The sequence below is a fragment of the Parachlamydia sp. genome (assembly GCF_050255895.1).
Taxonomy (GTDB): Bacteria; Chlamydiota; Chlamydiia; order Chlamydiales; family Parachlamydiaceae; genus Parachlamydia; species Parachlamydia acanthamoebae.
Genome location: NZ_JBFWIR010000016.1, coordinates 19,827 through 45,503, shown reverse-complemented (window position 1 = coordinate 45,503; position 25,677 = coordinate 19,827). Strand labels below are relative to the sequence as shown.

The 25,677-nt window shown below is 39.2% G+C and carries 22 protein-coding genes; 7 read left to right on the top strand and 15 right to left on the bottom strand.

The genetic code is table 11. The annotated features are described in order from the left end of the window. On the bottom strand, positions 1-222 hold a 222-nt coding region (locus AB7E63_RS04230; RefSeq protein ID WP_428418801.1), incomplete at its 3' end, for a hypothetical protein. A 198-nt stretch (positions 223-420) separates the two neighbouring features. On the opposite strand from AB7E63_RS04230, the gene AB7E63_RS04225 reads away from it, so the two are divergent. Beyond that, complete coding sequence (locus AB7E63_RS04225) at positions 421-600, top strand: hypothetical protein (protein ID WP_013925593.1); 180 nt, start codon at positions 421-423, stop codon at positions 598-600. Further along, entirely contained in the window at positions 588-815 is a 228-nt protein-coding gene (locus tag AB7E63_RS04220; protein WP_013925592.1) for a hypothetical protein, read from the top strand. The genes AB7E63_RS04225 and AB7E63_RS04220 overlap by 13 nt, the downstream gene beginning before the upstream one ends. 9 nt (positions 816-824) lie before the next feature. On the opposite strand, the gene AB7E63_RS04215 is transcribed toward AB7E63_RS04220, so the two are convergent. The 5 genes from AB7E63_RS04215 to ftsY form a co-directional block, all read right to left on the bottom strand. Further along, entirely contained in the window at positions 825-2,126 is a 1,302-nt protein-coding gene (locus AB7E63_RS04215; protein ID WP_013925591.1) for a hypothetical protein, read from the bottom strand. Between the two features lie 118 nt (positions 2,127-2,244). Next, positions 2,245-3,054, bottom strand: a complete 810-nt coding sequence (locus AB7E63_RS04210) for a hypothetical protein (RefSeq protein ID WP_013925590.1) — start codon at positions 3,052-3,054, stop codon at positions 2,245-2,247. 17 nt (positions 3,055-3,071) lie between these two features. After that, on the bottom strand, positions 3,072-3,422 hold the full coding sequence (locus AB7E63_RS04205) for a hypothetical protein (protein WP_006341721.1): 351 nt from the start codon (positions 3,420-3,422) through the stop codon (positions 3,072-3,074). 362 nt (positions 3,423-3,784) lie between these two features. Beyond that, entirely contained in the window at positions 3,785-4,168 is a 384-nt protein-coding gene (locus tag AB7E63_RS04200) for a hypothetical protein (protein WP_013925589.1), read from the bottom strand. Positions 4,169-4,505: 337 nt separating this feature from the next. Next, a complete protein-coding gene (ftsY, locus tag AB7E63_RS04195; RefSeq protein WP_013925588.1) occupies positions 4,506-5,435 on the bottom strand; it encodes a signal recognition particle-docking protein FtsY in 930 nt (309 codons plus the stop codon). 88 nt (positions 5,436-5,523) lie between these two features. On the opposite strand from ftsY, the gene sucC reads away from it, so the two are divergent. Genes sucC through AB7E63_RS04180 form a run of 3 tightly spaced genes read left to right on the top strand, consistent with a single transcriptional unit; the run spans position 5,524 to position 8,746 of the window. Next, positions 5,524-6,687 carry an ADP-forming succinate--CoA ligase subunit beta gene (gene sucC / locus AB7E63_RS04190; RefSeq protein WP_006341718.1) on the top strand — a complete coding sequence of 388 codons (1,164 nt, stop codon included), beginning with the start codon at positions 5,524-5,526 and terminating at the stop codon, positions 6,685-6,687. 14 nt (positions 6,688-6,701) lie between these two features. After that, positions 6,702-7,580: a succinate--CoA ligase subunit alpha gene (gene sucD, locus AB7E63_RS04185; protein WP_013925587.1), complete on the top strand. Its 879-nt coding sequence runs from the start codon at positions 6,702-6,704 to the stop codon at positions 7,578-7,580. After that, positions 7,577-8,746 (top strand): site-2 protease family protein, encoded by a 1,170-nt coding sequence (locus AB7E63_RS04180; RefSeq protein ID WP_428418797.1) that lies wholly within the window; start codon positions 7,577-7,579, stop codon positions 8,744-8,746. The genes sucD and AB7E63_RS04180 overlap by 4 nt, the downstream gene beginning before the upstream one ends. 177 nt (positions 8,747-8,923) lie before the next feature. On the opposite strand, the gene AB7E63_RS04175 is transcribed toward AB7E63_RS04180, so the two are convergent. The 4 genes from AB7E63_RS04175 to thiL all read right to left on the bottom strand — a co-directional run bounded on the left by AB7E63_RS04175 (position 8,924) and on the right by thiL (position 13,177). After that, on the bottom strand, positions 8,924-10,135 hold the full coding sequence (locus AB7E63_RS04175; RefSeq protein WP_428418795.1) for an SLC13 family permease: 1,212 nt from the start codon (positions 10,133-10,135) through the stop codon (positions 8,924-8,926). A 2-nt stretch (positions 10,136-10,137) separates the two neighbouring features. Next, on the bottom strand, positions 10,138-11,349 hold the full coding sequence (locus AB7E63_RS04170; protein WP_006341714.1) for an MFS transporter: 1,212 nt from the start codon (positions 11,347-11,349) through the stop codon (positions 10,138-10,140). A gap of 90 nt (positions 11,350-11,439) precedes the next feature. Beyond that, positions 11,440-12,120, bottom strand: a complete 681-nt coding sequence (locus AB7E63_RS04165; RefSeq protein ID WP_013925584.1) for a TenA family protein — start codon at positions 12,118-12,120, stop codon at positions 11,440-11,442. Between the two features lie 55 nt (positions 12,121-12,175). After that, positions 12,176-13,177, bottom strand: a complete 1,002-nt coding sequence (gene thiL, locus AB7E63_RS04160) for a thiamine-phosphate kinase (RefSeq protein ID WP_013925583.1) — start codon at positions 13,175-13,177, stop codon at positions 12,176-12,178. 170 nt (positions 13,178-13,347) lie between these two features. Here thiL and aspS point away from each other — a divergent pair, with 170 nt between their 5' ends. Next, a complete protein-coding gene (aspS, locus tag AB7E63_RS04155; protein WP_428418792.1) occupies positions 13,348-15,156 on the top strand; it encodes an aspartate--tRNA(Asn) ligase in 1,809 nt (602 codons plus the stop codon). A 51-nt stretch (positions 15,157-15,207) separates the two neighbouring features. Here aspS and AB7E63_RS04150 read toward each other — a convergent pair whose 3' ends face one another. From AB7E63_RS04150 to AB7E63_RS04135, 4 genes are all read right to left on the bottom strand, one after another. Further along, positions 15,208-16,035, bottom strand: a complete 828-nt coding sequence (locus AB7E63_RS04150; protein WP_226987481.1) for a hypothetical protein — start codon at positions 16,033-16,035, stop codon at positions 15,208-15,210. A 460-nt stretch (positions 16,036-16,495) separates the two neighbouring features. Next, positions 16,496-18,052: an Npt1/Npt2 family nucleotide transporter gene (locus AB7E63_RS04145; RefSeq protein ID WP_006341708.1), complete on the bottom strand. Its 1,557-nt coding sequence runs from the start codon at positions 18,050-18,052 to the stop codon at positions 16,496-16,498. Positions 18,053-18,213: 161 nt separating this feature from the next. Further along, a complete protein-coding gene (locus tag AB7E63_RS04140) occupies positions 18,214-19,791 on the bottom strand; it encodes an Npt1/Npt2 family nucleotide transporter (protein WP_006341707.1) in 1,578 nt (525 codons plus the stop codon). A gap of 257 nt (positions 19,792-20,048) precedes the next feature. Then, a complete protein-coding gene (locus AB7E63_RS04135) occupies positions 20,049-21,254 on the bottom strand; it encodes a phosphoglycerate kinase (RefSeq protein ID WP_013925579.1) in 1,206 nt (401 codons plus the stop codon). A gap of 86 nt (positions 21,255-21,340) precedes the next feature. On the opposite strand from AB7E63_RS04135, the gene pdxH reads away from it, so the two are divergent. Next, positions 21,341-21,988, top strand: a complete 648-nt coding sequence (pdxH, locus tag AB7E63_RS04130; protein WP_013925578.1) for a pyridoxamine 5'-phosphate oxidase — start codon at positions 21,341-21,343, stop codon at positions 21,986-21,988. Here pdxH and AB7E63_RS04125 read toward each other — a convergent pair. Beyond that, positions 21,985-25,674, bottom strand: a complete 3,690-nt coding sequence (locus AB7E63_RS04125) for a hypothetical protein (RefSeq protein ID WP_232503215.1) — start codon at positions 25,672-25,674, stop codon at positions 21,985-21,987. The two genes, pdxH and AB7E63_RS04125, sit on opposite strands and share 4 nt — an antisense overlap. Positions 25,675-25,677: the final 3 nt, after the last annotated feature.

Sequence of the window (25,677 nt, the reverse complement as noted above, 5' to 3'; positions counted from 1 at the left end):
GTGTTGCACAAAATCGCCTGTGACCACATTCACCATCCCCGCAACGATTCCACTCGGCAGGCCTAAAAGGTTGGCAAAAGAAATGCGGCCATCACTGTCATCCGTCGTTGAGCGGGGAATTTTAACCTCTTCGTTTGAGGGTTCAGGCGTGAGATCTTCTTCTGCCATCAAGAGGTTAAGGAGCAAAATTAGGCTGGCTAGTAGATTTAGAAAAGATCTCATGTCACCCTCTTCAAAATAAAAATGAATAAAACAGAGTGTTTATATTAAAATTGAAAATACGTGTCAATGTTTTTTTTATAATTTTTCCTAAATTTACTTATTCGATGATGAAGTTTGTCCTTGTAAGCCAATTAAACTAGCAGCTATTTTTTTATAGATGCACACGTATAAAAATTTTTTAGGAATGATGTCTAAACAATGCGTAAATGGGAAATGAACCCTAAATGGTTTAAGGACTATTTAGCTTATACTATGTCAAAATATGGGATGAGCTTGTACGTATTAGGGATGGCCGCGGAATTTGTCGAAGACGGAATTGCAGCAATGCTTTATGGCCCAAAACAGTCATTGCCACGGCTGCGCTTATGGCGATTTTAAAAGACCCCCAAGCGATTGAAAGTACGACTAAGCATTGTCGCTTACCTTCTATCGTTGCAGATGCAGCGTATGAAATTTTGTTGAAAGACAGTCGGGAATGCACCGGCCATTTTTTTATTGATGAGGATATATTGCGCGATAAGGGGGTAACGGACTTTAGTCATTATGCCGTTTCTCCTGGTAATCCCTTAAAAGAAGATTTCTTTTTAGATTAAAGGTTTACACTAAGATGTAAATTCTACAGTTAAGCTTTCGGCGAAGGGGTTTTTAATGAAGATCTGCGGGGCTGTCTGGTGTTGTGCTTCACTAAAATCTTCCTTATAGTATTGGACACTTAGCTGATCTATTCCAGAAAGAGTTTGCAAAACTTTTTCGTTTGCTGAGCCCGTTAAACGATAAGCACTATCAGGTACTCTTATGTCTTCATTGCCGTACAAGCTTACATGAATGGGCTTATCGAATTCTTTAGCCAAAAGTTGAAGTATTTTGGCAATGTGCGGGAGATCAAAATTCGCAGAACAGTTAGCTCTTGTCACAACAATATGGATTTTAGGCACATGATGGAGACTTAAAAATTGGGTATTGGAGCAAAGTCCTTCTACGGAAGCTTCAACATCGTTGCGTAGATCTGTGAAATGATTATCTTCATTAAGAATGAGTTGTATGAATTTGCCGGCGCCAAATAAATAAAATTGTCCGTTTTCTAACAAAGACTGCTTAGCATTAAAAATCGCTTGCCATCCAGAACCGTTGCTAATATTGATGTCGGTAAAGTCGATACTATGGATAATATCGTACATTTTTTCGGGTTCAATCCTAGAAATGCAACATGTGTTGATTGTTACTCCAGGAAGCTTATTGAGCATTTCTTCGAGCTTTTTGGCTCTTTCTTGATTAGGTGGGAGGAGATCAACAAAATCAATCGTAATATTTTTGAACCCCTTTAGAATCAACTTACCGAGGATAATTAAATCCTGCAGCAATCCTCCTGCTCCAAAGCTAGCTAGGCGAAGGGTGCCACTCTTATTTTCTATCCTTTTGTCGATACCGTCTACAATGATTTTCTCGATTTCTTGTCGGTGATTGCGGGAAAAACAGTGGCATTCAGAAAATGGGGTTCCGATCAAATAGTTTTCTCCTCCCTCGATTCCCGTAAAATCCTGAGGATTAAGAAGAAATTCATTAAATCGTTTTTGCCATTTTTCAGGTGTTTCATTTTCAAAGGATCGTTGCAAACGTTTGGAGGCAGAAGAAGCTTTTGCCAATAATCTGGGATCTTGTTGTGGGGGAATACGCTGTGAATCAGAGAGATTTTGTGGTTTAGGATTTACAATCAGTTTCTCAAAGGTGGAGGCAATTTGGCTTATAATTGGGAGAAATTCAGCTCCAGCTATGAGCGTATGCACAATTCTATTTCTCCAATTTCCTTGAGTCGCTTTTTTACAATGTCCGGTAAAATTACCCCAAAGTAAAGCATTTTGCCAGGTGTAGCGGCTCTCATCAAGAGCATAATTAAAATCGGACATGCTATCTCCTTTTATGAAGGAAGAAAAGCTAATTATACGCTTATTTTATATTAAAATCAATTTAATTAGGCAAATTTCATTAGTGGGGAGGTTAATTTAAAAAATGAAATAGCGGCAATTATTTTTTTATCATTAGACCATTAGATCTTTTCAAATATTTTGAGCCTTCCGAGATTAAGGCTTTTTTACTTTTTAAGGCGTGCACAATGGCAGGGTTGATTACAAACGTGTTATAACGCATATAATCTTTAAAGATCCACTCATGTCCATCTGGAAGCCTATCTTTATATTGAGCAGTCCAATCAGTGGCCCAAATGTCGAAATGGTTTTTAAGTAGATGTTTTTCAATATCCCCGCATAGCATTTGAGCGGCGTAAGCCAATGGGGGTTCATCGGTAAGTAAAAAACCTTGTTCCGCAGCATATGTCCAAAAATCTTGTGCTAGCTCACATACCAGTTGAATGGCTTCTCTTTTAATAATAAAAAATCCACCGTTAATATTATAAACCTTCTCACTTGTGATTCCACAATCGTGCATCATGCTCACATATTTTTCTAATGGACATTCCCACCAGGTTTTGCGTTCGGCCGGATAGGAGAGGTCGCATTCAAAAAATGTGTGGATGGGCGTGTCATTCATCAATTCGAGAAGGTTAGGTGTATGTCGTACGAAAAAATTATCTGAATCTAGAAAGACAACATAATCATAGTTTTGGTTGATAAACCATTTGAGAAAAGAGAATTTAAATAAGTAAAACTTTTTATCGAAGGAAGGCGTAATTATCGTTTGGGTTGCTCCTTGAATCGGCCGATCGCTAAAGGCAATAAAATCCTCTTCCATTCCCACTTCTCGAAAGGAGTGAACAAGATTTTGTAACATAATTGCATATTCACCGTCACCTACCGACCAAAAGCAAATTTTCTTCATTTAAGCCTCTTTCATATTCAATAGTAAGAAGGAACTGTATAAATGTCGTAATAGTAAGGAGAAGGGTTATAGGGATAAGAATAATAAATAGAAGGATAAGTATAACTGTAGGGATAAGTATAGTAATAAGCTGAAGAAGGATAATAAGGATAAACGTTATAGGAGGAAGAATAAGGGTAATGAAAATAAGGGGAATGGTACCCACGGTAATAGCCTTTATTTTCATATCCACGCCCATGGCGATGATAACCAAAGTTTCGATTATTATGACCATGTCCGTCGCCATCCCGAGCTAAAGCTTCTGTGGCGTTAAACATATACATGCCAAATAAAAAGAAGAAAAATAAGCAAGATAAATACTTTTTCATATCCGCCTCCTTTGGCACCAAGGCGTTTCATGTTTCATTGCGATCTTATAAAAAAGCTGCAAACGCTCCGTCATCAGTTTTTGGTAAACTGTCACTTAAGGTTGGGTAAAAGCCTTAAATATGCTTTTGAGGATTACCTCCCTTTTCGAGTATAGCACTCAAAAAGGCCCATACCCTCTGGTGGGTGACGGGAGTTGGCTAAACCAACAATGCGTTTGCAGTAATTTCTATAGGCCAAAACCTCAATCAATCGTTCTATCTCTATAATTTTATTATATAATTAGAAGATTAATTTGTCAAATTTTTATTATATCCTTTAACTCTTATGCAAAGAGAGAATTAAAATCCCTCTTCTGCAAGAATTAATAAGAGTAATCATAAAGTCCACTACTATCATCATAATAATAGGGATAGTAATAAGAAGAATCATAATAGGAATCAGAGGGATAGTAATTGTTGTAGTAGTAGTAAGGATATCCACCATATCCTCCACCCCACCAAGAGTAGTTGCGTCCTCCCCAGTCGCGATCCCAGCCTCCGTGATGTCCTCCACCCCAATCTCCATGGTGACCGCCGCCACCCCATCCTCCGTGGCCTCCACCTCCGCCCCAGTGTCCACCACCACCGCCGTGACCGCCACCGCCATGGCCGCCACCACCGCCGCCGTGTGCAGCTTGAAGTTGACTAAATCCAAAGGGCATAACAACTAAAACAGCTAATAATAATAAATGCTTTATTGTTTTCATAATACGATCCTTTTTTTATAAATGAAAAGAATCATTGAGAAACAATCGATTTCTCAATCAACTAAGCTTAGCTCTAGTATTTAATGTATGAAGAAATTAGAAAGGTTTTGAGTATAAATTGAGGTAAAGAGTAAGAAGCCGCCTCATTCATAAAATACTAAAGCTAAGCTTCTGATTTTTATACCTTCTCTATAGGAGAAGAATAAAAACAATAACTCCTTATGTTAAGGATGCTAATAGTATTACTATCAGCTTTTATAATTACATTTTATAGAATTAATTAATAAAGTGTCAAACAATTGATTAATTAATTAGTAACATGCTTTATATAAGCCTTTTAAGAAAAAAGAGCATTTGTGAACTTTTCGGGATCAAATAGTTCTAAATCATCTATTCCTTCCCCAATTCCGATTAATTTAACAGGAATTCCGAGTTGTTTGTGAATATTTACAACGATTCCCCCTTTGGATGTGCCATCTAGTTTCGTGAGGATGAGACCTGTAATCGGGGTGTAACGATTAAACACTTTGGCCTGATCAATCCCATTTTGTCCAGTTGTGGCATCGAGGACAAGGAGTGTTTCTTGCGGGCTTTCAGGATTGAATTTTTTGCAGGAACGCTTAATTTTTTCTAATTCTTGCATTAAATCAATTTTGGTTTGCAAGCGGCCTGCTGTGTCAACAATCACGACTTCAGCCTGGCGAGCTTTTGCTGCACTAAGGGCATCAAAAACGACAGCGGCGGGATCGCTTTTAGGAGCGCCTTTCACAATATCAATCCCCAGCTTTTGAGCCCATACATCTAGTTGTTCAACAGCGGCAGCGCGAAAGGTATCGGCTGCGGCAACGAGCACTTTTTTTCCTTGGCTTTGAAAAAATTTAGCTAGTTTAGCCGTAGAGGTGGTTTTCCCGTTGCCATTGACTCCGACAATTAAAATCACAAGCGGTTCATTGCTGGAGGATATTTCCCTTAAAGGGGAGGCATGTTGATTTAAGACCTGTAAAATTTCTGTGCGGACAGAACTTAATAACTCATCTCCTTTTAGAGAAGAATTTTGTTGAGAAAGTTTTTTAACCTTTTCGGTTAACTCGATGGCCGTTTGAACACCTAAATCCGCCTCATATAGGAGTTGCTCAAGTTTTCCCCATGTTTCATCATCAATGGGACCTTGAAAAAGAGCGCGGATTTTATTGCCTAGAAGAGAGCCTGCGTGTGTTAACGCATTTTTCATTTTCTCAAATGAATTTTTTAAAAAATTAAAAGCCATCTTTCCCTATTGTTTACAAATGTGGTTAACTATTGCTAAGAAATGAGAATCTAGCACATAACGAAAAAAACGGAAAGGGGAAGAACGTATGAATATTCATGAATTTCAAGCGAAAAACATTCTAAAAAAATACGGCGTGCCGATTTCAGACTATGCTGTTATTTCTAAACTAGAGCAACTTCCTCACGTTTTGGATCAGTTAAAATTAGATGAAGCTGTCCTAAAAATACAGGTTCATGCAGGGGGAAGAGGCAAGGCGGGAGGCGTAAAAATTGCCAGAAGTCGAGAAGAGATCAGAGAAACTGCCAAGACTTTGCTGGGGATGAAACTTGTAAATAACCAGACAGGTCCTGAAGGTGTTGTTGCACATCAAATTATCATTTCTCCATTAGTTGATGTGAAAAAAGAATATTATTTGGGAGCTATTATTGACCGAAAAAAAGCGCAGGCGGTTTTAATTGCTTCTCCTGAGGGCGGCATGGACATCGAGGAAGTGGCCGAGAAATTTCCTGACAAGATAATGACCGTCCCCATCAGTTTTAATGGCGATTTAAAGCCATTTCAGCAATTAAAAATCTCTCAATTTATGGGATGGAAGGGGGACATTGCCAAGCAAGGGATGAGGTTGGCAAAAAACATCGCGAAAGCTTTTATCGAAACGGACGCTTCCTTACTAGAAATTAATCCCCTCGTATTGAATGCGCACGATGAACTCATTGCCTTAGATGCCAAGCTCAGTGTCGATGAAAATGCGCTCTATCGTCAGCCAGAAATCGCTTCTTATTATGATCCCTCACAAATTCCTGCTAATGAAGCAGCGGCGAAAGAGTACGATCTTGCCTATGTGGCTCTAGACGGAGAAATCGGATGCATGGTCAATGGAGCCGGCTTAGCTATGGCAACGATGGATATTATTCACCATTATGGAGGCGCACCTGCTAATTTTCTCGATGTAGGAGGAGGGGCCACACAAGAAAAAGTGGCGGAAGGATTTAAGATTATTTTAGCCGATCCCAAAGTCAAGGCGATCCTAGTCAATATCTTTGGTGGAATTATGAATTGTGTGACCCTAGCTGCGGGGATTATTTCGGCTGCTGGAGAACTGAACGTCACCGTTCCTCTAATCATTCGAATGGAAGGGACGAATGTTGAAAAAGGCAAAAAAATGCTCCAAGATTCGGGAGTCAACATTGTAATTGCAGATAGTCTGGCAGAAGCTGCTGAAAAAGTTGTTGCGGCTGTAAAAAAGTAAGGGAGATATTCTCAATGTCAATTTTAGTTAATCGAAAGACCAAAGTGATTACACAGGGTATTACAGGCAAAGCCGGTAATTTTCATACAGAACAGTGCCTGCAATATGGTAGCCATTTTGTGGGTGGCGTAACGCCAGGAAAGGGTGGCCAAGAAACCCTTGGATTACCTGTTTTTGAAACGGTTTACGAAGCAAAAAAAGTGACACAATGTGATGCTTCCATGATTTTTGTTCCCCCTCCCTTTGCTGCAGATGCAATTTTGGAGGCAGAGGATGCTGGTATTCCTCTTATCATTTGCATTACAGAAGGAATCCCTATCCGAGATATGCTGGAAGTTAGCTCGGTTATGCGAACCAGTAAAACCAGTCGCTTAATCGGTCCCAATTGTCCAGGAATTATTACACCTGAAGAATGTAAGATTGGGATTATGCCAGGATATATTCACCGAAAAGGGAATATTGGAATCGTTTCCAGATCGGGAACTTTAACGTATGAAGCTGTGTGGCAAACGACTCAACTTGGTCTCGGACAATCTAGTTGCGTAGGGATTGGGGGAGATCCCTTAAATGGCACGAATTTTATCGATATTTTGGAGCTATTTGAAAAAGATTCCGAAACAAACGCTATTCTACTCATTGGGGAAATCGGTGGAGAAGCCGAGGAACAGGCTGCGGAGTGGATCAAAGAGCATTGTACTAAACCCGTCGCGGCATTTATTGCAGGGACAATGGCCCCACCAGGACGAAGAATGGGGCATGCCGGAGCAATTGTTTCTGGAGGAAAAGGGACGGCACAAGGTAAAATAGAGGCACTCAAGAAAGCAGGAGTGCATGTGACAACTTCTCCAGCTGAAATGGGCAGTACAATTCACAAAGCGTTAAGGTCATCATGAATCTTTTTTCTCCTTTCAGCAAAATATCTGTGCATATTCACCCCGTCTTTTGGCTGCTTGCAGCGCTAATTGGTTGGTTGAGTAGCGGAACAGTTGGGGGGACTTTAGTTTGGACCGTGATTGTGTTTCTGTCTGTGTTGATTCATGAGTATGGGCATGCTTTGACAGCCGTTGCTTTCGGACAACGCGCGCGTATTGAGCTTGTGGCTTTAGGTGGTGTGACGCAAAGATCTGGGACAAAATTAAATTTGTGGAAAGAGTTTATCATTGTTATGAATGGTCCTATCGCAGGATTTATGCTCTTTATAATTGCCAGTTTTTTACTCCGCTTTTTTAAAGGATCTCCGGATAATGTGGGGATTTATGCTTTAAAAATCACGGCAATGGCTAATTTCTTTTGGACAATTGTGAATTTGTTGCCCGTTTATCCTCTGGATGGGGGGCGTCTGCTATCTATTGTGATGGAAGGTATTTTTGGAATACGAGGAATCAAAATTGCTTTATTTTTGAGCATGCTATTTTCGGCTCTATGCAGCTTTGTTTTTTTCATGTTTCGTCAGGTTTTTGCTGGGGCTTTATTTCTGATGCTTACCTTTGAAAATTATCGCAGCTGGAAAAATAGCTTACCTCTGACTCCGCAAGATCAAGATGAAAAAATTCAATCGTTATTTAGAAAAGCTGAGCAAGATGCTGCTTTAGGTAAATTTGACGAGGCGATTCATGAATTTAAGGAAATCCGAAAACTTTCTCAAAATGGAATTTTGCATACTACAGCAACAGAACATCTCGCTGCAATTTTGAGTCAACAAGGCAAATTCAAAGAAGCATATGACTGTTTAAAAGAAGTGAAGGGAGAGTTAAGTACCGATGGAACACTCCTTTTGCAACAGCTGGCTTATCGTGAGGGTGTATTGCGCCACGCTATCAATCTAGGCAATCAACTGTACCAAAATGAACCTGGATTTGAAAGCGCTTTAATTAATGCTCTATGTCATTCTCTATTAGGAGAAGTGCGTCCCGCCATTGGCTGGCTTAACTGCGCGATTCAAGACGGTTTGCCTTTCCCGAGAAGAGTTTTGGAGAAAAAGGAATTTGACGTATTGCGCAATGATGCACTGTTTCAGGAATTACTGAAAAAAGCGGATTCTTCGCAAAAGGCTCTTTAATGTGATTTCTTTAAATAAGAAACAGTTTCCAAGTTTACAGACGAGATCGGCACGAAGGTTGTATAATCCCCCGTTGTTTGATTTAGCCATTTATTTAGCTGTCTTTGCGATTAAATTGTAACGTTTGCTATCAAGTTCGATAAGAATCCTTTGAGTCCTAATTGGATTTTCCGGACTTTACAGCATCCAAGACATCCAGCCTAGCAAAATGATAAAAGAAGCGAGTGTGATAGGCAGTCCTACCCGCATGTGTTTTTTCCAATCAATTTTTATTCCATAGACTTGTGCTTGAGAGATCACGATGAGGTTGGCAATACTGCCAACCAAGCACAGATTTCCAGCGAGTGTGCTAGACAATGCCAATAAAGTTCCATTCAAAGGTGTATGCACAAAAGGGAGAATCAGCATCACAGCGGGAACGTTAGAGATTACATTCGATAAAATCGCAGAGAGTGTGATCAATGGAATAGGTGAAGCGAGATCTAAGTGAAGTTGTTCAAATAGATGAGGGAAAAAATCTTTTTCATGCATATTCAAAAAGCTTCTATTTACAATAAAAAGTCCAATAAATAAGACTAACAGTTGCCAATCAATAAAATTTAACATAGTTTGAGAGGCCATTCGACGGCTTAGCAGAAGAAAGCCAGCTGCAGCGAGTGAAATCTGATCGCGAGGCAGCGATGTAAAAAAGAAGGCGATGAGAAGAAGGATTAATACAAAAATCCCTTTGCAACTTTGCCAAAAATCATAGGAAATCGAGTCAGAAATGACTTCAGGGCCTTTTTGAAACCAATTTCCCTGCACGCTTAGTTTGATAATCCACCAAGTTACAGCCAAGCTCAGAAGGCAAGGAATAAAAGCAAACTGTAAATATTGGACAAAAGGAATATTCAGGACTTGCCCGATCAAAACGTTTTGAGGATTGCCAATCAGCGTGAATGCAGACCCAATATTTGAAGAACAGGCCAAGCCGATTAAAAACGGAATAGGATTTAGTTGTTTACGAAAACAGACTTTAATAATTAACGGAGAAAGAGCCAAGCAAACGATATCATTAATTAAAACGGCAGATAAAATAGCGGAAATCAGGATGACGAGCAGTAGAAAAAGAGGCGGACTGAGTAAGCATTTCTCCATCCGATGAATGAGGGATGTGTAAAAGCCGCTGTAATAAAATTGAGCAGAAATAATCATAAAGCTAAAAAGCATCGACAGGGCAGGAAGATCAACATAATTTGAAGCTTCTGTAATTGAAATTCCTTGCAATTCGATAAAGGCGATAGCTCCAAGGAGCGCAATCCCTGTGCGATCGAGCGCTAAACCTGGCCAAAATCCTAATATCATTCCCAAATAAACGAGAAAAAAAATCGTAAATGCTGCAATTTCCATATTTAATTTTTTGTTTCTGGCATAAAGATTCCAAAGAAAAACAAGCCGAATAATCCGATACAAGCAAGCATCAAAAAACCACTATTAAAGCCCAGCTGACTCACGACATAGCCAGCCATTACATTACTTAAAGAGGCTCCGATTCCTTGCGATAAAGCCATTAAGCTTAAGGAAAAATTAAAACGACCTGTTCCTTTAGCGATATCAGATATCGTAATCACTCCAATGACTCCAAAGATTCCTGCCCCAATTCCATCCAGCAGCTGGATAGCTAGAAGTGCGATAGGATTAAGTGTTAGCGTATACAGGGTGGCTCGTAGTGGTAATATGGCCAATCCGAGCAAAAAAATAGGTTTTCGGCCGATATGATTCATTGCAAATCCTAAGCTATACGCAACTACAACCATGACAACTTGTGCTAAAATAATGCAACCTCCCATAAACAAAGAGCTCATTGCTGCGTTTTTTAACGAGAGGAGCTGCCCAATAAGGGGTAATTGAGCAGCATTTGCAAAATGGAAAAGAAATACCGAGAAGCAAAAGATTAGCAAATAACTTTCTTTCAAAAATTTATAAATTTGAATTGGCTTTTCTTGTCTCCCATCAGAATCTATAGCTAATTCCCGAGCAGCGGAGTGATCGATTTCTTTTGGATTGATGAAAGATAGGCAAAAGACACTCGCACAGGCAAAGAAGATGACAAAATATAAAATCCAGGTGCTCCCTAGTAGGTATCCAGCTAAAGCCACGATGCCTGCTGTAGCGACGTTGCCCGCATGTCCCCAGGTTTCGTTTAAGCTGATTCTCTTAGGTAACTGCTTTCTTCCCACAAGCCCTAAAGTGATTGCAGCAATGGCGGGTGGAATAATAGCCGCTGCTAGACCGATCAATGCCTGGGCAAAAATAACCGTAGAAAACTGTGGGATGTATAAAATAATCAGGCAGCCCAAAGAAATGGCTAAGCAAGAGCAAAATAAAAAGGCTCGCTTTATTTTTAATGCGTCAACAAGTAAGCCACAAGGGATTTGGCTAAGGGCTGCTGTTAAATCCATCGTTCCGAGAGCAAGTCCAACCCAATCTGAGCTCCATTTCAGATATGATTTTAAGAAAATTGATAAAAAAGGACCAATGCCTGGGCGCACATCGGATAAAAAGAAAATCATCCAACTCAGACCAAAAATGCTGCGTGGGGAAGGACGTTTTTCTAGCGGCATGATTAAGTAAATTGTTTAAAGTAAAATCTATTGGTAAATGATGTGATCAAATTTTTCAAGAGATGTTTTAAACAACGACATTAGAAAGCTTTAGGCTGCGCATATGGCATTATTTACAGAATTTTTCTGGAAGTAATGCATATAGTAAGCGTCATTCCAAAATTGCCATTCAAATTGAGAACAATCTTTAAAGGTATCTTCAATACGAGCTAACGTAGAATTTGAGCTTTTATCCGCGATTTCGTCCAAAATAGCAATCAGCTTATCGGTATCATCCGAATACTTTTGGCTGGAATAGGTACTTTTCCAAAGCAGATAGGGATTATCGTCGCCCATTTGACTTCCCACATGATGGCCTACTTCTCGATAAAGCCAAAAGCATGGCACTACAGATGCAATTGCTTCTTCTAGAGAAGCGGTTGTGGCGGTTGCAATGAGATATCTGGGGTAGACAATGCAGGCAGTAGAAAGGTTAGGGGAACTGTCGCAATAACCTTCTGGTAAAAAAGTGTTATATAAGCGGCGTTTGGCTGCAATAGAATCCAGTGCAAAATTCAAAAATATATCGATCATTTGTGGCGTATGTGAACGACCAGCAATGAGAGCCAAAGCACGCGAGTAGTGCATCAGGTAATGGGCGTCTTGCTGAATATAAAAGTGGAAACGTTCCTGACTTAACTGCCCTGAAGCAAGCTCCACGCAAAAAGGGTTAGATAAAATCTTTTGATAGATGGGCGAAATTTGTTGCCAAAGGTGATCTGTAAACTTCATAAAGGACATCCTGTCTTTTTAAAGCGGTAGACGATATAGAATTATGGGTCTTTATTCAACTTGATTTATGGAAATGATCAAACGGAGGAAAATCGATCTCTTTTTTTTCTCCATGATCGTAATAAGTCAATTCGTTCACTTGATCGGTGATTTGTCCGATTTCATACAGAGGTGCTCCAAATTTTTTAAAAAAATCTTGGATCACACCCTGTTTTTTTTGATCGATAGTGATAAGCAAGCAGTAATCCTCACCACCTGTTAAAGCTAATTGGAGGGGATTCCATCCTTTTGTTTGAGCCATTTTTAAAAGTTCTTCTGATAAGGGGATTTTTGAGATATCAACATGGGCTCCTTTATGAGAGCTTTTAATTAACCGTTTTAAATCAAGATCCAATCCATCCGAGACATCCATCATTGCATGCACTCCAGGCTGTGATGCTAGCCATCTACCTTGCTGAATATGAGGAGTCGGGCGAAAATGTGCCTCTAGAAGGATTTTAACTTCTGGTGTGGTCTGTATTTTTTCTTTAAGGGCTTGAAGACCGCCTCCTGAATTTCCCAAATTTCCGCTCACACAAATGCGGTCACCTAGCTGAGCTTGATTACGATATCTAATATGTTTTTGGGGTGCAGAGCCTATTAATGTTAGGTTGATAAAAATGTCTCTCCTGGAACCTACGGTATCGCCTCCTAGCAGTTGAATATGCCATTTTTCACAGGCTTCTTTTATCCCTTGAAGAACCAGGCGAGTCCATTCACAATGGACAGTAGAGGGGAGGGCTAGCGTTAAAAAGGCGAATTTTGGTGTACCACCCATAGCGGCAACATCACTCACATTAACCGCGATGGTTTTATAACCTAAATCGATGGGAGCAATTTGATCTTTTAAAAAGTGTACCCCTTCAATCAGGGCATCTGTGGTCACAAGCCAAGCTTCTTCATTTTCCGCAGGGATGACGGCGCAATCATCTCCAATGCCTACAATGCCATTTTTTGCAGAAAAGCAATGGGAGAGGTAATGAATAATACCTTCTTCTCCCCAGTCTTGGACTTGCATAGGTTTCTCTCTAGCGCGTGGATATTTAAGAATTTTTAAGATACAAATCGCAGTTATAGCACTAGGATCCCCTCTTTTTCAATCGGGAATTTGTGTATTAAAGCACGACTAGCTAAATATCCTTTTCTCTTTTATACTTTTCTTCCGATGTCATCAATCAAGGGGATGTTATGAAAAGAGTTTTAGCGGCTGAGTTGCCTCATTTTGTGGACCAAGAAGTCATTTTAAGAGGATGGTTAAATAACACTCGGCCTTTTGGAAAATTAAATTTTTTGATTTTGCGCGATCGCTCAGGTTTTGCTCAAATTGTGATTCAGGATAAAGAAGTCTGGAAAAAAGTAAATGCGCTGCAGCCCGGTTCCATTTTAAAAATTGTAGGAAAAGTTGCCGATGCTCCGCAAGCTGAGCTAGGCGTTGAAATTGTGGATCCAAAAATTGATATCGAAGTTCCTGTGACCGATGTTCCTCCTGTTGATTACTATAAGCCGACGATTCAATCCGATTTGGATTACATTCTCGATCACAGACCCATTGCTTTGCGCAATCGTCAAATTCAAGCTATATTTAAAATTCAAGCAGAAATTACACATGCTTTCCGTCTTTTCATGCATGATGTGGTGGGAGCTGTGGAGTATTTTGCCCCGAATATCATTGGGGCTTCTTCCGAGGGAGGGGCTGAATTTTTCAATGTCGATTATTTTGGTTATACCGCAACTTTGGCACAAAGTAGCCAGCTATACAAACAAATTATGGTGGGTGTTAATGAGCGTGTGTTTGCCTTAATGCCATTTTTCCGTGCTGAAAATTCTCAAACCACTCGTCATTTGGCCGAGGGAAAGCAGTTTGAATTCGAAATGGGTTTTTTTGAAAATTGGCATGAAGTGATGGATGTGCAAGAAGGTTGCATCAAAGCCATTATGTCTCACCTTGAAAAGCATTGTACAAAAGAGATCGAGGTTTTGGGGAAAGAACTTATCAAAGCTCCGGCAGATGTCGCATTTCCTCGAGTGACTTTTGCTGAGGCGCAAGAAATCTTCTTTCAGCGCACTGGTATTGATGAGCGGCAAGAGCCCGATTTAAGTCCAGCTGCGGAGCGCGAGCTGTGCTTATATGCACAAGAAAAATTTGGGACAGATCTCATCTTTGTAACAGACTGGAAAAGAAGTAAGCGTCCTTTCTATTCTTATCCAAAGGAAGATCAGCCAGAGTTAACGAACACCTTTGATTTGCTTTGTGCAGGCACAGAAATTACCTCAGGTGGCCAACGTCGACATACTTACGAATCTATGGTGGAAGGGATTCTTGAAAAAGAGATGGACCCAGCAAATTTTGAGGATTACCTCAGTATTTTCAAATATGGAATGCCTCCTCATGGTGGTTTTGGCATGGGATTGGAAAGAATCACAATGACAATTTTGCGCCTGAAAAATATCCGCGAATGCTCACTCTTTCCCTCCGATCCCAAACGGATTGCTGGAAACCGGATTAAGGCTAGAATCTTTTTTGGAGAAGAAAGCATTCGCAATGAAATTATTCGTCTTATTAAGCAAGCAGACCTAGCGTTCCAGCATGTTCAGCATGAAGTAACGCCAACTTCTGAAGATTCTGCCCGAGTCAGAGGAACTAAGCTTGAAGAGGGAGTCAAATCGATTATTGTAAAAGGGAAAAGCTCAAAAAAGAATTATCAACTCAACATTCCTTCTCACTTGAAGCTAGATATGAAAGCTGTTGCGGAATTAGTCGGGGAAAAATGTGAGTTCGAAGATCCGGTTGTGATTAAAGAACGATTTGGTCTGATCATTGGTGGCGTACCACCTTTTGGCAATTTGTTAAATGTGGATACGTTCTACGATGAAAAATTGAAAGAAGCTGAGCGTGTGGCATTCAATTGTGGTTTGACGACAGAATCGATCATTATGCAAGGAAAGGACTTACTTTCTCTAGTTCAGCCAAAAATGGGACGATTTACAAAAGAATAGCAAGGGTTGTTAGCAGGAGAACAAGGCCTTCGAGTTTTGTTCTCCATATGTTTAGCTTTCAAAGTGGTAGCATTTTTTTACTGCATCACCGCAATAAAAACAAAAAGAATGGTTTTCGCCTTCGGTTTCAAATGTGAAAATTAGATATTCAAGTTCTTTTTCTATCTGTTTAGGCACTTCGATTTGGAAATTCGATGCATAGATAGTATCTGGAAAGACTGTTGTTGAATCAAAATAAAAATGGTTTAAGCCATATTCCCAGGCCTTGTAGTTATCTTGAATCAAGCTATCACGTTTTTCAGAATCTTCGTCCACCCGTCTTAACGCTTGTTGTCGCAAAGCTTCACAGTGGATTGTTCCTTTCGTAACGGATTTATTAGATTCTTTTACCGTGCCATGAATCCTTTTTCTAGAATCACAGACATCGAAATGAGTCTTGGAATGCTTCTTAGTTTTTGATACATAATCGATTCTGCCTGCATTTTCCGCATTAGCTGTTTGAATGCCCGCATATATAGCTGATGCAAATATTTTCCAATTTTTCTCACTTTTTTTATTATCTATGAGCTCTTTTTTATGCATGACTTTTATTGGTCTTCCAAGCTGATCTGTAACTTTTAAATTTGAAAAGTATAAATGAATTGGGTGATCTGTAAGATTGGAAAAAGAGAAATAAAAATTTGCTTTGTTACAGACAATTTTTTCGCATGTTTGATACATCAAAAGGCTATTTTTTTTATTTGAAATCGTTGCCAAAGCACCTTGAATCAAAACTTCATCTTGAGAATCATATGTCGTAGGTATAATGTAACGATCTGCAAAGCCATAACCCCATAAAGAATAAAAAAATACAGCAGAAATAATTATTCGAATTAGCATACGATGCCCTTTTAATTTGTTTTGAAAACAATGGATTTGTCCATGCATGAAAAGAATGAATTATTTTTTTTGCAAATTATGTTTATTTTATTTTTTTAGTGCAATCTGAAATAATTTGTAGGATTCTAAGCAAAATATGGAAATGTAATTATAGAGAGATGGGATAAAAAACTGGATGGAAGGGATTTTGGAATTCTTTTGCTTTCCAAATGACTTCCTTCTCTAAGATTGCCAAGAAATATCTTTCAGGGGGGGGGTAACCAATTCTCAGAAGCTTTTTCGCATGCTTGATTGCTTTTCAATTTTTTGTCCAATTTCCTCGAGGAATGATCGGAGAAGCATTGCTCAAAGTGGCATAGTTCATGTTGTTTGGTTTAAATCTGACCTTAAAGGAAATTTTTAGAATATCGAAATTGGAAGGAGAAGATAATCTCGAGAGATTTCTTCTCCTTGTGTCGTGTTATGCAACGGCTGGTTGATCTTTGGCTTTAATAGCTGGTTGCAATTTTTCTTCCTCTTCTTCCGTGTGAGTGAGGCTTCCAAATTGTTTTCCTAAAGCTCGCGTAGCTGTAATCCAGATGGCGATAACTCCCATCAAGATTCCTGCGACAAATGGTGCACTACCTGTAAATGTTCCGAAGATCATGAGCAATCCTTGGTGAATCAGAGATCCTCCAGATTTGCCTAAGCGAGAACCAACTCCATCGATTGCAGCTTTTCCTTTTAACTTGAGATCGTGATCTAACGGGATAAAGGCCATCTCTTTCGTCGCGTCAAACACGGAGTATTTAGCTGCTTTGCTTAAGCAGTTTTGGGCGAATCCGAAGAAGACGGAGATTGTCAGAGGAGCAAATCCTGTCAGTGCGAGTGCCATGCCTCCCAAGTGGTCTTGGAAGAATAGGAAGGTAAAGAACCCACCACATGTCACACACATCACGATTGGTGTGATCAACGCTGTTTTAGTCCATCCCATTCGATTGATGATATGTGCCATGAAGAAGGACATAAAGGTGGAAACAACTCCAATTACTGAAGCTAAGTTATTCATGTACACGTTAAAGTCGGCAGGGGACGGATACAACTGCTTCACTTGGTCTTTCCAGACAACTTCGATCAGGTTAATCACGAGGTTGTAAGCCACCACAATCACTGCGATGTAGAGAAGATATTTGGATTTAGAGAGATATCCAAAGCTTTCTCGCAAAGAGAGCTTCTTTTTCTTTTTAAGTGGCTTTGAAGAGGAGTGTAGCGCTGTGTAATTTTTATCATTCAGGACGTTTTTATTCATCCATCTAAAGATGATCATGGCACCCATACCTGAGATAATCACAGCTAAGACAAGTGTCATCATGCTTTGTTCCCAAGGATCGTTACCAAACGGTAAGCTAAAACCGTCAGCTTTTGAGATATAGATAGCGGCTTGTCCTGCGATAATCGCCGATATGTTAGCTCCGGCACTTAAGACCCCGTAAAAACGGCTGGCTTCATTAATCTTTGTGATCTCATTAACAAATCCCCAGAAGAGGACTGTCATGACAATATTGCTCCACATTTCGGAAATCACGTAAAACACGGTGAATGACCAGTAGCGGAACATGGAGATGAGTCCGCGAAAACCTGTGGGAAGATATTGTTCAACAAGGTCAGCGGTTTGATGAAGGTGAAGAGCTTCACGCTGAGGATAGATAACAAAAGCAAAGAGAGCATAAAAAAGGAGAAAGGTTGCCATGACAATATAAAAAACTTGTTCTTGGCTATACCGATCTGCGAGTTTAGTGAATAGATAGGTGAGAAGGACTGCCATTGGAAGCATGACCCAGACTTTAATGAATGGAATCACTTCGGCACCAGAAGCTGTGACAACGACAGCATCTTTCATGTTGCGAAGAACCGTGTAGTTGAAGCAGATGAGCAATAGCATCAACAGAAGGGGGACGATTCTTTTTAATTCATGTGTATGAATTGGCCAAATTATTGATCGAAGAGGACCGAATTCAGAAAGTAAAGGCTGAGTCATAGAACTCCTTTATTTACCATCTAGTTTACTAAAAAAAAGGATAAAATGCAATTAAAAGTTTAAATTGATTTTTATGAATCAATTTAATTAAAAAATAAAAAACGACTTTTAAGACTAAATTCAAAAAAGTCGTTTTTTTATTATTTATTGTCATCTGGAGCTTAAACAGCCTCTTCAATTAACCGAGGTTTAATCGGTTTCTTTTCATGAAGAATCGATTTTGAGCCTGACGAAGTTAATTCATTAAACTGCGCTCCTAAATAACGCGTAGCGTACATCCAGATTGCAATAATCACTAATAAAAATCCAGCAACATATGGAGCACTTGCCATAATCGTTGAAAAAGTGACCAATAAGCTCTGGTGAATCAAGGATCCACCAGACTTTCCTAAACGGGAACAGACTCCATCAATAGCAGCTTTGCCTTTTAGTTTGCTTTTCACATCCAAAGGAACAAAAGCCATTTCTTTGGTTGCGTCAAATACAGTGTATTTAGCACCACGGCATAAGATATTTTGGGCAGATCCAAAGAATACCACGACAGCAAGCGGTGTCGTTCCTAGTGTGATATTAACAATGTGTGAAAGGGAATCCCTAAAGAAGAAGAACGAGAAGAAGCCAATGCTGGTGACAAGCAGAATGATCGGAGTTAACAGTGCTGTAAAGGTCCAGCCAAATTTACGAATCATGTTGCCTGAGATAAAGATCGCTGTGGTTGTTGCGACGATCCCAATGATGGTGGAGACCTGATTCATATAAAGGTTAAATTGAATCGGATCAGGATAAAGTTCTCGCAATTGGTGCTTCCACACTACTTCAACCAGGTTAATGACGAGGTTATAAGTAATGGTAATGATTGCGATACAAAGCATGTAACGAGAACGGAGAAGAAAGCCGAAAGTTTCTCGGATAGAAAGCTTTCCTTTTGCCTCTTTTTCCTGTTCAACTGTTTCATTATCATAAAAACGTGGGAGAGAAAGTACTTTTTTGTGGAGCCAGCGGAATAAGAGCATGGCGACAATTCCAACTACGATCACAAGCGAAACCAGCAAAATAAGTGTTTGTTCCCATGCATCTTGTCCAAATGGCAAATTTGGATTATAGACTGTTTGGCAAAGAAAAACAGATGCTTGTCCAGCAAAAATTCCGGATAAGTTAGCTCCTATACCAAAAATGCCATAAAAGCGTTTGGCTTCATTGATGCGAGTGACTTGATTAGCAAAACCCCAAAAGAGCATAGATAAAATGATATTGCTCCAAAGCTCTGACATGACATAAAACAGTGTCAATGTCCAGTTGCGGAACATGGCAACGAGCCCTTTTAATCCATGAGGTAAAATCTTTTCTAAAGCATCGGCAGTTTGATGTGGGTGTAAAAATTCACGGTTCGGATAGAGAAAGAAGGTGAATAAGAAAAAGAAAATTAGAAACGTAGAAACCATCACATAGAAAACTTTTTCTTGTGACCAACGATTGGATAGCCGAGTAAATAAAAAAGTCATCAAAAGAGCGCCAGGTAGAAGGACCCACAGCTTAATAAAGGGGATGACTTCAGCGCCTGATGATTTAGCTGTGACAACTAAAGTATCTTTCATCGTCCTGAGGACATTATAATCGAAGGAAATAAAAAAGAAAATAATTAACAGAGGAATGAGTTTGAGTAACTCATCGCGGTGAACGGGCCAAAGCATTGCCCGCCATTTACTAAATACAGGATTTCCGTAAGCGGAATTTTCCACAAATGACCCTTCGGTTAAAAATTGGAAATTTTTTAGAAAAAGACGAAACGCAAAATTGCTTGCAAACGACCCAATTAAGGATAAATGCCTGCAAAAAAAGAAAAGAAATCTTAAATGATAAGGCTAACGGATAAGAATGATATGACTGTATATATATGGGGCACATAATTTTCATAAATTCCATAAGTACAATACTTACGGTCATAATTTGTACACCAGAAGATCATTTTTTGCAATGGCTATTTAGCTAAAGCTTTTCATGAAGTTGCATCACTCAAAGCTTCAATACCTGGCAAAGTTCCAAATTCAATATATTCTAAAGACGCACCCCCTCCAGTAGAAAGATGGGTAATTTTTTCGGCAAGTCCAGCGGATTGAAGGGCGGCAATCGAATCCCCTCCACCCACAATGGTAGTTGCGGAAGACTCTGCTAAAACATGTGCGATCGCATACGTTCCTTTAGAAAAAGGTTCAATTTCAAAAACACCAAGCGGACCATTCCAAAAGATCGTGGCTGCATCTTGTAAAATTGTGGTAAAGTTTTGAATTGTTTGAGGTCCAATATCTACTCCTTGGAAAGATGAAGGAATGCCTTGTTCAGTTGGGATAATTTGAACTACAGCATCTTTTGAAAGAGAATCTGCAATGACCAGATCTTGCGGTAAAATAATTTTTGCTCTACCTGATTGGGAGAGAGCCAACAACTGTTTGGCTTTGTCTAGGAATTCATCTTCATGAATGGAGTCTCCAATTGCAAGACCTTGTGCTTTTAAGAATGTGTACGCCATGCCACCTCCTATGAGAATGGCATCCGCTTTCTGTAACAGACTTTCTAGAACCCCAATCTTTGTAGAGATTTTTGCCCCTCCAATGATGGCATAAAACGGGCGAGTAGGTTGGACAAGTGAACTGTTTAAATACTTCACCTCTTTTTCAAGCAAAAAACCGGCTGCGGCTTTTCCAGGAAAATAGCGTGTGATTTCTGCCGTAGAGGCATGTGCACGGTGAGCTGTGCCGAAAGCATCATTAACATAGACATCTCCTAGAGAAGCCAATTGTTGAGTAAATGAAGGTTCTTTTTCAGGGTGTTCTTCTCCTAAGTGAAAACGCAGGTTTTCAAGCAAAAGGATTTGACCTGGTTGCAAATTGGCGGCCAGTTGATGTGTTTCATTTCCTATGCAATCAGGAGCCATTATAACAGGATGATTAAGCAATTCAGAAAGACGGGTTGCACAGGGTTTCAGAGAAAATTCCGCAGATGATTTGCCTTTAGGACGGCCCAGATGACTCATCAAAATCACGGCACCCCCACTGTCCAGAATGTACTGAATCGTTGGGAGGGAAGCCCGAATTCTGGTATCGTCAGTGATTTTTTGTTCTCGATCAAGAGGAACATTAAAGTCCACTCTAACAAGCACTTTTTTACCTTTAATGGGAAGTTGTGAAAGTGAGAGTTTGGACATATTGATCTCCTCAAGCTTTGTGTGAAATACATATTCTGTTATTACTTTTTTAACGTCTTGAATAAATCCTTGTAAAGGAATCTTTAATGGAAGAGAAAAATCAACCCATGCGTCGAGAGTATGCCAAATTGGAATTGAGGCGGAAAGATTTGTTAGCAAATCCAGTCGAACAATTTCATAGATGGTTTCAAGAGGCTATAAAAGAAGAGAAAACGGAGCCTAATGCCATGACTTTATCAACAGCCAATTTAGCGGGACGGCCTTCATCGCGAATTGTGCTTCTCAAGTATTTTGATCGACAGGGTTTTGTTTTTTTTACAAATCTGGAGAGTCGGAAAGCGCGCGAATTGCAGGAAAATCCTTTGGGGGCAATTAATTTTTTTTGGAACACGTTGGAAAGACAAGTCAACATTGAAGGGTCGGTGGTTTTATTGCCCTCTGCAGAATCTAGGGACTATTTTTCTAATCGTCCAAGGGCAAGCCAAATAGGGGCTTGGGCATCCAGGCAAGATGTCGAATTAAAATCAAGAGAGCAGCTTGAGCAGACTTATGCGCAGTTGCTCAAGCAATATGAAGGGCAGCAAATACCTCTACCCCCATTTTGGGGAGGTTTTCGTCTAATCCCCTCGCGTTTCGAATTTTGGCAAGGACGGACAAATAGGCTCCATGATCGCTTTGAATATACGTTTCAATTGCAACAAAATCAGTGGGAGATTAGACGATTATCTCCTTAGTCATGCGGTTGTAGAGAAAATAATAACGAGCCTTCCTCTTCAAAAAGGACGGAGCTTGTTTCATAAATTTCGATATGATCCAAAAGGCTTAAAATAGGATTTTGTTTTACAATACAGGCTTTCATCCTTAGATTATTTTCTTTAGGATTTGTTGCATCATCATATTTTTGAATGGCATTCATTAGGGCTGTTTTTATATCTTTCAATATCGTGTCGAAATTTTCTGCAGGACATTTGCTTGCCGTTTTTTCGAAATGCTCTAGCAGGTCGAGAATGGGAATGATAGGCGTAAGATTGGGGGGTGTTTCACATTTCGGAACCATGCATAAACGTGCGATGTTATCTAGTAATATAATAGGATCTTTCTCATATAAGTGGTTATCGACATAGAATTTCATTAATTCCGTCCAAAAACAGATTAGCCGGTAGCGGTTGAAAGGAGGTGGAATGAGCAAAATTTTATTTAAAAAAAGATCCCCAAATTTTAGCAAAATCTCCTGATTCTTAAATAATTTATCTGTGTTTATAAGGTCAAGCGAGCATAAAAATTGCGTGATTATCACGCATTCAATGGGCTTGACAGCGAAAAACTCATCAATGTTCACGAGATTATCTAAAATGTGGAAAAAGCGATTTAGAAGCTCTCTCAAATTGTCTTGAATAAGTGTGTCATTGTGAAATAATAAATAGAAAAGTCGGCATCTTACTTGTGCATCTAAGTCATCGCTTGTTTGCATGACAACGAAATCACATAATCTTTTGTATTCATAAGGCTCGAAGTGCAGGGTTAAGTAGCTTAAAAGGGATCTGCAATGAAGCTTTTTTTTGGCAAAGATTCCATTCGTACTTGCCGTAGTTAACATGTCTATGATCTTTTCTGCATATTGGGTAAAAAGTTGTTCATCCCATACAGGAAATAGGAAAACGAAATTGGTCAGTGCAGCAGCGAGATAATTGGCTAAATCTGGAGATTGATGCGTTTCATAGGCACGCATCTGGGAGAGAATGAGTAGATATTGACTTTCAAATATTTTTTTTCTGCTGTGCTTTTTTTCTAAAAGGCTATCCTTGATGATTTCTAAACGAAAAACACTTTTTTCAATTTCAGTTCCCATTGTTTGGTTTTTAAAGAGTTGCCATAGCCTGTTAAAGTAACTTATATCGTTTAAATGCTCTAAAGTTAACAGTGAGTAGCAAAAGGCGGTTCTCCATAATTCTATCGCTTTTCCTTCGAATATGTCATTTAATTTGGAGGCCTTGGATTGATATAGGATAAAGCTTTCTAGAAATATCGGATAATCTCTTTTGGGGATAGACGTATCATGGAAAACCTTTATAAAAAATTTTTGATGTAAATCTTCGTAAACGGATTCCGGCAAAAAAAGTTTTAAAAATGAGATGTATTTATTAACGGAAAAAAGTAGTCCAGGGCTGTCTGTTTCGATACACAATAAAAAAATATCTTTAACTAAATTGGTGTTGACGAGTTCCAGTGCTCGCTGTTTATTTGAGCTTTCTTTGAAAGCAGTTATCAATAGACTAAAAGATAGATCTAAAATTTTGATCTCAAACAATTCTTTTGGCTTAAGTTTATATATTCGATAAAAAATATGCGCAAAAAGGATGTAGTCTGGAGTCGGAGAACATTTCCAGGTTTGCTTAAATGTTATGGCTACATAGGCAAATGTCGTGATGCTTTGCGGATCTAACTTTGTTTCATATACGGCATCGTCTGCTTCAGATAAGCTTTTTAGAAGTTGCCTGAGCGAGGAGTGAATGGGGGCTATCGGCTGAGTATGTTTAAAAAAACTTTTAAGAAGTCTGAAGCATAAGTCGTAATGCTCAAATATTTCATATTTGATGCATAACTGAATAGACCTATCTTTGATTTTTTGTGTCGATTTTTTGGAAAAGTTTCTCAACGTTTTGTAAAAATCGAGGAGGGAAGTAATAGCCCTGATCTTGTGAGGGGATGTGCTTGAATCCAGTTTATGCATCAAGTTCATCAGAATATTTTCTAATTCAATTTCAAACTTTTTGCGAGAACGTATTTGATACTGTTCAATTAGAATTTGTGCATGCGAGAGCAAATATTCCACAAGATCTAAATGGTTGTGTTGAATAGCGGCTAAGAAAATATTTAACAAATGTGGTTGCATTTGCGGAAAGCTTAAAAAATCAAAAGTATGTGTGTTTTCTAAAAAATTCAGAAAGAAATCGAGTTGTTGATTTTGAGAAACATTCTGATATAGAACATTCCACCTAAAGAACTTTCTTAAAGGTGTAATTGCAAGTAATTTTAAAAGACTTTGCAGTTCTTTTGTAGGGAGTTTGGTTTCTAAAAGATGGTTTGCGCTAAGGTGACAAACTTTTGCGAACGAAGAGGTTCGAGGGGATGCTAGAACTGAAGAAATCAAATGGTCTTTTTTTAAAAATACTTCCAAGTATTTAGCCGCCAGTTCGATTTCCTGCGGGCTTATGGAGCTTTCTAAAAGCTGTTGCCATAATTGGATAGCTTCGGAAAATTTTTTCTTTTCAATAAAGATTTCAATTTCGCTGCAAATGGAGTTGTGATTTTGAGCGGAAGTTACTGGGGCATCTGACAGAAGTCCACAATTTCTTAATTGAGAATAAAGTTTCCGGTATTCTTGGCCCATTGCATGAGTGTCTAAGTCTTTAAGCAGCGTGTCGATTGTCTGGTTGAGTAATTCGCTAGCAGGCTCTTTTAAATTTGTTGTTAAGAGCTCCAGGCTAATTTCGTATCGACATTTCGTATACTTTTTTTCTGCAAATAGATTTTGAGTGGAGTTAGAGAGTTTGCAAAAGAAAGGAATAAAAAGAGATTTATCCCCGTCATAATTTTTAGCAATATAATGCAATGTAAAAAGGGCTTCTTTGGGAAATTGCTCAAGCAACCATTCTAAAAAAGTCCAGAGGGCAGGATTGACAATTTCAGGAATCAATGTTGTGCGGGTTTTACGCAAAACGGACATCTCATGACTTTTGGCTTCTCTCAAAGTCATGTTTTTGAGACAATTTATAAAAAGAATGTTTTGATTATACCTGTGAAGATCTTTTCGGTTGTTTTTCAGCAGTTTAATTTTTTGTTCTTCGCCAAAAATATGTAGGCATTCATCGAATTTTTGTTGAGAAGAAAGATCTTTGACAAGTGCAACTAGAGTTTGAAAGAGTGCGACTTCTGTTGGTTTGCGGTTGGGTAAGTTTGTGAGCAAATCAATAAAGATTGAATAACGCAGCTCCAAATTTTCCTTATTTTTAAAAAGAGGGTGATTTTCTGCTCGGTTGGATAAGTTGATAAAAGCAAGTAAAAGCTCATCATTTGCATGCGTTGTGCAAAGAAATAGATAACGAAGAATTTGAAGCGCTTGAAAGATATTATTTTGGCTAAAATGTCGCACCAAGTGAAGGCCCATCTCGAGGATTGGACGATCCAAGATAAGGCTGACTCCTTTAAAGTAAGAAAGCCATTCCTCAGCTTTTAGATTAAAAGTCCTTGCTAGAGAGCGGATATCTTTTTTCCTATACTTTTCTAGGATTTCTGATGTCATCTTAGAATGAGGGGATTGAATCCTTGGCGCTAGGGGCGTGGAATACGAGTCACTTTGCATGAAACATTTAAACAAAAATTCTGAGGTCATTGCGGATGTGGCGGAATGAATAGTCATTTA